Consider the following 6404-nt stretch of genomic DNA (forward strand, 5'->3'; position numbering starts at 1 on the left):
CGAGTGAGCGATGAGCCCGAGGGGGCGGCGGCCGGCGGGGAGCCCGGACACGCGTGAGGCCATCCTGGCGGCAGCCCGCACCGCCTTCGCCCGCGACGGCTACCAGACCTCCCTGCGCGGCATCGCGCGCGACGCCGGCGTTGACCCGGCCCTGGTCCACCACTACTTCCCGGACCGGGCCACGCTCTTCGCCAAGGCCGTCATCGAGTCGACCGCCGGGGTTGACGCCAACCTCATGCACCGGGCGGCCTCCATCACTGAGCTCGAGCCCGAGCAGCTGGGGGAGGGGATCGTGCGTGCCGTGATCAGCCTATGGGACGAGGCTGGTGCAGACCGCTTCACGGCGGTCATCCATGCCGCGCTCGGCCAGGGGAGCGACGTCGAGCCCTTCCGTGACTTCATCGCCACCGGGATCCTCTCGCCGATCGTCACTCACTTCTGCCCCGACCGCCCCCAGCTGCGCGCCCAGCTCATCGCCAGCCAGATCATCGGTCTCGGCCTGGCCCGCTGGGTCGCCCGCATGGACCACATCGCCGGCCTCGACGTCGAGGCGGCCGCCGCGCTCGTCGGCCCCACCATCCAGCGCTACGCCTTCGACGACCTGCCGGACGTCGCCAATCCAGCCTGATCGCTGCGATCGGTTGAGTTCTCCAGCCGAGTTTTGTCCATATGGGACGACTTTGAAGCCGCGTTTCCGGCTTGGAACCAAGCTAAGCCGCTCTGACCTGCACAGATGTGAACTGCCCTGGCTGAAGGGGCGTTCAAAGTCGTCCCATACGGACAGTTTTCCGGCTCCAGGCTCTGGACAGCGGGTCGCCGTCGACCTATATTCATCATATGATGAAAAGCGATGAAGGAGACGCGCCCCGGGAGTCGGGGGGCCAGTAACCGATCGCACGACTCAAGCCCTCACTCCGCAGCTGCTTCGGCGCCGTCGGCTGTCACCGCGACGGACCTGCGCGTGACCCGCGGGCGCAAGGAGATCCTCCATGGCCTGGATCTGAACCTGGCGCCCGGCACCATCACCGGCCTGCTCGGTCCCTCGGGCTGCGGCAAGACCACCCTTATGCGCACCGTCGTTGGGGTTCAGCGCTACCGCGGGCAGGTCGAGGTCCTCGGGCACGCACCGGGCGCCGCCGCCGTGCGCGGCCGGGTCGGCTACGTCACCCAGGACCAGGCCGTCTACACCGACCTGACGGCCCGCCAGAACCTGCGCTACTTCGCGTCCCTTGCCGGCAGCCGGGCCCGCGACCTGGACGAGGTCCTCGACGTCGTCGGGCTCACCGCCCTGGCGGATCGGCCCGTGTCCACCTACTCCGGCGGCGAGGCCGGGCGCGTGAGCCTGGCCTGCGCGCTCGTGGCCGACCCCGACCTGCTCGTCATGGACGAACCCACCGTCGGCCTGGACCCGGTCACCCGTGAGGAGTTGTGGACCACCTTCCACGCCCTGGCCGAGCGCGGCGCCACCCTCCTGGTCTCCAGCCATGTCATGGACGAGGCCTTCCGCTGCGACCAGGTCCTCCTCATGCGCCAGGGCCGCATCCTGGCCACCACCACGGCCAAGGACCTCCTGGCCAGCACCGGGGCGGATACGGTCGACGCCGCCTTCCTGACTGTCATCGCCGAGTCCGAGAACCAGCCCGAGCAGAAGGGAGGACAGCGCTGATGCACCTGCGCACCTACCTGGCCACCACCCGCCGCATCCTCACCCAGTTGCGCGCCGACCGGCGCACGGTCGGCCTCATCGCGATCGTGCCCGCCGCGCTGCTGACCCTGCTGTACTTCGTCTACCGCGACTACCCCGGCGCGGACCTGCTGTTCAACCACATCGCCGTCTCCATGATGGCGATCCTGCCGACGACGGTCATGTTCCTGGTCACCAGCGTCGCCATGCTGCGCGAGCGCGTGAGCGGCACCCTGGAGCGGCTGTGGACCACCCCGATCCACCGGGCCGACCTCCTGTTCGGATACGCCACCGCCTTCGCGCTGACCGCCATCATCCAGTCCCTCATCCTGTGCGCCGTGGCCGCCTGGGGCCTGGATGTGGACATCTCTGCCGCCTGGGGGTGGGTGGTGCTCACCGCCCTGGTCGACGCCTTTGTCGGGGTGTCTCTGGGGCTGCTGGTCTCAGCCTTCGCGCGCACCGAGTTCCAGGCCGTCCAGTTCATGCCGGTGGTCATCGCACCCCAGCTGTTCCTGTGCGGGCTCCTGGTTAGCCGCGACCAGCTGCCGCGCGCCCTGGAGGTGGTCGGCGATGCCCTGCCCATGAGCTGGGCGGTCGACGCCGTCACCGAGCTCACGACGGCCAGCGAACCCTCCGAAGATTTCTTCCGATACCTGGCCTACCTGATCTGCTTCGGCCTGGTGGTCCTGGGGGTGGCGGCCTCCACCGTGCCGCGCAAGACCCGCTGAACCGGGAGGAGCCCGCAACGGCGGGCACGAGGGTGAGGGCCGTCGCGCCCGCCGTGCGGTGGCGCCAGGCGGAGTTAGGGTTGCCTTATGTGGATCGTCTTCGCCTGCGGCTCAGCACTTTTTGCCGGCATCACCGCCGTCCTGGCCAAGGAGGGGATCCGCACCACCGACTCGACCGTGGCGACGGCGCTGCGCACTATCGTGGTGCTGGCGGGCGCCTGGGGCATGGTGCTCATCGTCGGTTCACAGGCCGAACTGGCCCACCTCGATGCCCGCAGCACTGGGCTGCTGGTGCTCTCGGGGTTGGCGACCGGGGCCTCCTGGCTGTGCTACTTCAAGGCGCTCCAGCTCGGCAGCGTCAGCAAAGTGGTGCCGATCGACAAGCTGAGCACAGTGCTGACAGTGCTGCTGGCCCTCATCTTCCTGGGGGAGAGGGTGAGCCTTATCGGGGCGCTCGGGGTGGCTCTGATCGCTGTCGGGACGTTGTTGATGCTCGACGCCGATGACCTGCGCGGCCTGCCCCGGGCTGTGCGCGACGGCGGGGGCTGGCTGCTCTATGCGCTCGGTTCAGCCTTCTTCGCCGCGCTCACCGCGATCCTCGGAAAGGCCGGCATTACGGGGGTGGAGTCCAATCTCGGTACCGCGATCCGTACCGGGGTGGTCCTGGTGATGGCCTGGGTGATGGTGGCCGTCACCGGCAAGCTTCGCGAGGTCCGTACTGTTCCGCGTGGTGAGCTCGGCTTCGTCCTGGCCTCCGGGGTTGCGACGTGTGCCTCCTGGCTCTGCTACTACCGGGCGCTGCAGGACGGCCCCGCCAGCGTGGTCGTCCCCATCGACAAGCTGAGCGTGCTCGTGACCGTCCTCTTCTCCGCCCTCGTCCTGCGGGAGGCTATCGGTAGGAGGTACCTCGTCGGGCTGGCCCTGCTCGTCGGTGGGACTCTCGCCATGCTGATGTGAGAGAAGGCCATGAGGGCTATTCACAGGCATGCTGACCATCCGTGCTTGCCCAGGTCATCAACACCGGTGGGAAGTGGCTAGTGGGTACGTGACGTGGCAGCCTCGGCGCGGAAGTCACGGGGACTGAGGCCGTATCGGCTCTTGAATGCGGAGGAGAAGCTGAAAGGACTGGCATACCCCACCTGGTGGGCAATGGCGGACAAGGTGGCATCGCTGCGATCCAGGAGATCGGCAGCCATTGCCAGCCTCCACTGGGTCACATAGGTCATGGGGGAGACACCGAGCGTGGCATTGAAACGCCTTGTGAGAGAAGCTCGGGAGACACCTGCTAGAGCCGCGAGCGAGTCCACCGTCCAGTCTCGTGAGGGGGCCGCCTGTACCGACTCGGTTGCCCTGCGCACCACGTCGTCCCGGGAGGCGGAGAGGAGACTGACATGGTTCTGCGTCCCGGCATTTATCCAGGCACGCAGCGTGGTGACCAACAGGACATCCAGGAGCCTGTCCAGGACACTGGACTGTGCAAACCCGTCATGGACGGTCTCGCGGTTCAACAGACTGACCAGTTCCGGGTCAGGGGCACGCACCAGGAACCACGGCGGCAGCGACTGCAGCATCAGTCGCCCCAGCTCGGAGTGGTGCCGGTAGGTGCCCACCAGCAGCTGATCCTCGCCCTGCGGATCATTGCCCCACGTACGCACCCCGGTGCTCATCTCTTCGGACAGGTCGCGGCCGTCTGGGCCCGAGCAAACCTGGCCGGCTCCGATCCTGGTACCACCGTCGTGCTTCTGGCTCGAGCTCAGGGTGTAGAGGGTGGGAGAGCGCACCACAAGGATCTCACCGGCCTCGAATCGGTGCGGGCGTGATCCGTTTGCAGTGATCCATCCTCCGCCCCTCAGTGCGGGGATGATGGATAGCGGTGCCTTGTCCTCCACCGACAACGACCAGGGACGCCCCATGACCACGCGCAGCAGGAATGCGTCGCGAGCGTGAGGCTGGGCCAGGAAATCCTCCAGCAGGTCCATACCTCTGAGTCTAGGTGGTTGATTCCAAGGTGGTGTGGGGCGATCGCACCGTTGCTGTGTATCGATACCGAACGATGTTCCCTGTGCTTCGCCTGCAAGCATCTGGCCGGTTGGGCTGGCACAACGGCACCCCTGCCATACGCTCCCTGACCTCCGACGACCGCGAGCCACTTCCTCTGGAATCAACCATCGAGGGGTGCTTCGAGCCGATGTCGCATGAAGGTGAGCCGCTGGCCCATGGAGCTGTGGACGCCTCGCCAATGGAATGGAGGTATGCAAGCAGCGATCGGAGAAGCGCTGCCTTGCGTCGGATGTCACCCCGGTTCTTCGGAAGAGAGAGTCATGTCACTGAACAACATTGTGTCCGCATGCGGTGCGGTGGGATCCGCCGTTGTCGGGGGTATCTACACCAATTTTTCGGCCAGGGTGATGCCTTGGCTGGGTTCGTTGCCGGACGCTGAAGCAATCGAGACCATGCAGAAATTCAACCGCACTGCCGTGCAGGTGCCGTTCACGACCTTCTTCTTTGGCACAGCGGTCGCTAGCACGTGGACAGTGGTGCACAACGTGCGTAAAAAGGATCGGGGTATCGGAGACCAGATTTCCGCTACGGGAGGCCTTCTGTATCTGGCGGGCTGGGTGCTGACTATCGTCTACAACGTTCCGCGCAACAACCGCCTGGCCGACGTCGTAGCGGGGACTGCTGAGGGGGCCCGGGTCTGGCACATGTATCTGGATGAGTGGACCTCCGCAAACAGCGTGCGAGCCGTTCTCTCACTCCTGGGTACTGTGGGACTGGGAGTTGGAACCGCCATGAACATTTTCTCCAAATCGCGGTGACCGGCAGGGCCGGCTGACAGGCGCCAGCCTGTCGAAGTCGAGCGACCAGACCGTGCTGCAACGACGCTCGTGCCAGTTGCGCGCACCTTGCCTGAAAAGAATCAGCCATACAGAACAGGAGCCACCATGTACGTCATCTCTGGAGCCAGCGGCCGTATCGGTTCAGTCGTTGCCGACCGTTTACTCGATTCCGGCCACCCCGTCCGTGCTGTCGTCCGTCGTCCAGAAGCAGCCGCCGATTGGATCTCTCGAGGGGCTGAAGCGGTCGTCTTGGACCTGCGCGACAGCCAGAAGGTCACCGAGGCCTTGAACGGTGCAACGGCCTTTTTCGCCATGATGCCCTTCGATCTGTCCGTGCCGGACCTGGAGCAGTACGCCGCAGAAGTGGTGCAATCGGTCTCCAACGCGGTCAAGGACGCCGGCGTTCGACACACGGTAATGCTCTCCTCCGGCGGTGCGGATCTGACCGAAGGCACCGGACCGATTCTGGGCCTGCACCACATGGAACAGGCACTCGCACAGACGGGGACCGTCTTGACTGCCCTGCGCCCGGGACACTTCCAGGAGAAGTTCGGGGATGTCCTCGGAGCCGTTCTGCACGAGGGGATCTTCCTGGTTTTCGCCTCAAGTGCGGACACGCCCCTGCCCATGGTGGCCTCCCGCGACATCGCCGAGATCGCGGTCCAGGAGCTGCTAGCGGATACGCAGACCAGCGAGGCCGTGGACATCGTGGGGCCGGAGTACACGGAGCGCCAGGTTGCCAGGTCGCTGAGTGTTGTCCTGGGCAAGCCGCTTGAGGTCGTGCCGATCCCCGAGCCCGGTTGGATGAAGGCCCTGGTGGAGGCCGGCTTCGCACCGCACATCGCGGAGAGTCTGGCAGACCTGTATCGGGCGGACGAGCAGAAGCGGCTGGGGCCGCGTGGTGATCGGAGCATCCGTGTAACCACGGATATTGACACCACGGTCCGGCACGTGCTCGCACAGGAGGTCTGATCCCTCCGCCCACGTCGGCAGTTCCCTGAACGACAGTGGCTCTGTCTGGCGGCTGCGAGTAACTGTGCTGCCGGCGCCGACCTCGAAGTCCGCCGCCGACTGCGTTCCAGATGCGAGGCCCGCATTAGCCTCGAGTTTTCATTGTTGGGGTGTTGAAGACGGGGTGAAGGTGTCGCTTCG

At 66.0% G+C, this 6404-nt stretch carries 7 protein-coding genes; 6 read left to right on the forward strand and 1 reads right to left on the reverse strand.

Annotated features, from left to right (window positions below):
- The first annotated feature begins 10 nt into the window (after positions 1–10).
- The 4 genes from BKH33_RS11615 to BKH33_RS11630 all read left to right on the forward strand — a co-directional run bounded on the left by BKH33_RS11615 (position 11) and on the right by BKH33_RS11630 (position 3369).
- Positions 11–628: a TetR/AcrR family transcriptional regulator gene (locus tag BKH33_RS11615; RefSeq protein ID WP_003783996.1), complete on the forward strand. Its 618-nt coding sequence runs from the start codon at positions 11–13 to the stop codon at positions 626–628.
- Between the two features lie 333 nt (positions 629–961).
- Positions 962–1666 carry an ABC transporter ATP-binding protein gene (locus BKH33_RS11620; RefSeq protein WP_003783989.1) on the forward strand — a complete coding sequence of 235 codons (705 nt, stop codon included), beginning with the start codon at positions 962–964 and terminating at the stop codon, positions 1664–1666.
- Positions 1666–2412, forward strand: a complete 747-nt coding sequence (locus BKH33_RS11625; RefSeq protein WP_003783992.1) for an ABC transporter permease — start codon at positions 1666–1668, stop codon at positions 2410–2412. Before BKH33_RS11620 ends, BKH33_RS11625 begins: the two co-directional genes overlap by 1 nt.
- An 87-nt stretch (positions 2413–2499) precedes the next feature.
- Positions 2500–3369 carry an EamA family transporter gene (locus BKH33_RS11630; RefSeq protein WP_003783998.1) on the forward strand — a complete coding sequence of 290 codons (870 nt, stop codon included), beginning with the start codon at positions 2500–2502 and terminating at the stop codon, positions 3367–3369.
- Between the two features lie 77 nt (positions 3370–3446).
- Here BKH33_RS11630 and BKH33_RS11635 read toward each other — a convergent pair whose 3' ends face one another.
- The gene (locus BKH33_RS11635) at positions 3447–4391 is read right to left on the reverse strand and encodes an AraC family transcriptional regulator (RefSeq protein ID WP_003783984.1); all 945 of its coding nucleotides are present in this window, start codon (positions 4389–4391) and stop codon (positions 3447–3449) included.
- A gap of 342 nt (positions 4392–4733) precedes the next feature.
- On the opposite strand from BKH33_RS11635, the gene BKH33_RS11640 reads away from it, so the two are divergent.
- The gene (locus BKH33_RS11640) at positions 4734–5231 is read left to right on the forward strand and encodes an anthrone oxygenase family protein (RefSeq protein WP_076142763.1); all 498 of its coding nucleotides are present in this window, start codon (positions 4734–4736) and stop codon (positions 5229–5231) included.
- 126 nt (positions 5232–5357) lie between these two features.
- Entirely contained in the window at positions 5358–6224 is an 867-nt protein-coding gene (locus BKH33_RS11645; RefSeq protein WP_003784020.1) for an NmrA family NAD(P)-binding protein, read from the forward strand.
- The last annotated feature ends 180 nt before the right edge of the window (positions 6225–6404 follow it).

This window comes from Actinomyces naeslundii (genome assembly GCF_001956585.1).
Classification (GTDB): domain Bacteria; phylum Actinomycetota; class Actinomycetes; order Actinomycetales; family Actinomycetaceae; genus Actinomyces; species Actinomyces naeslundii.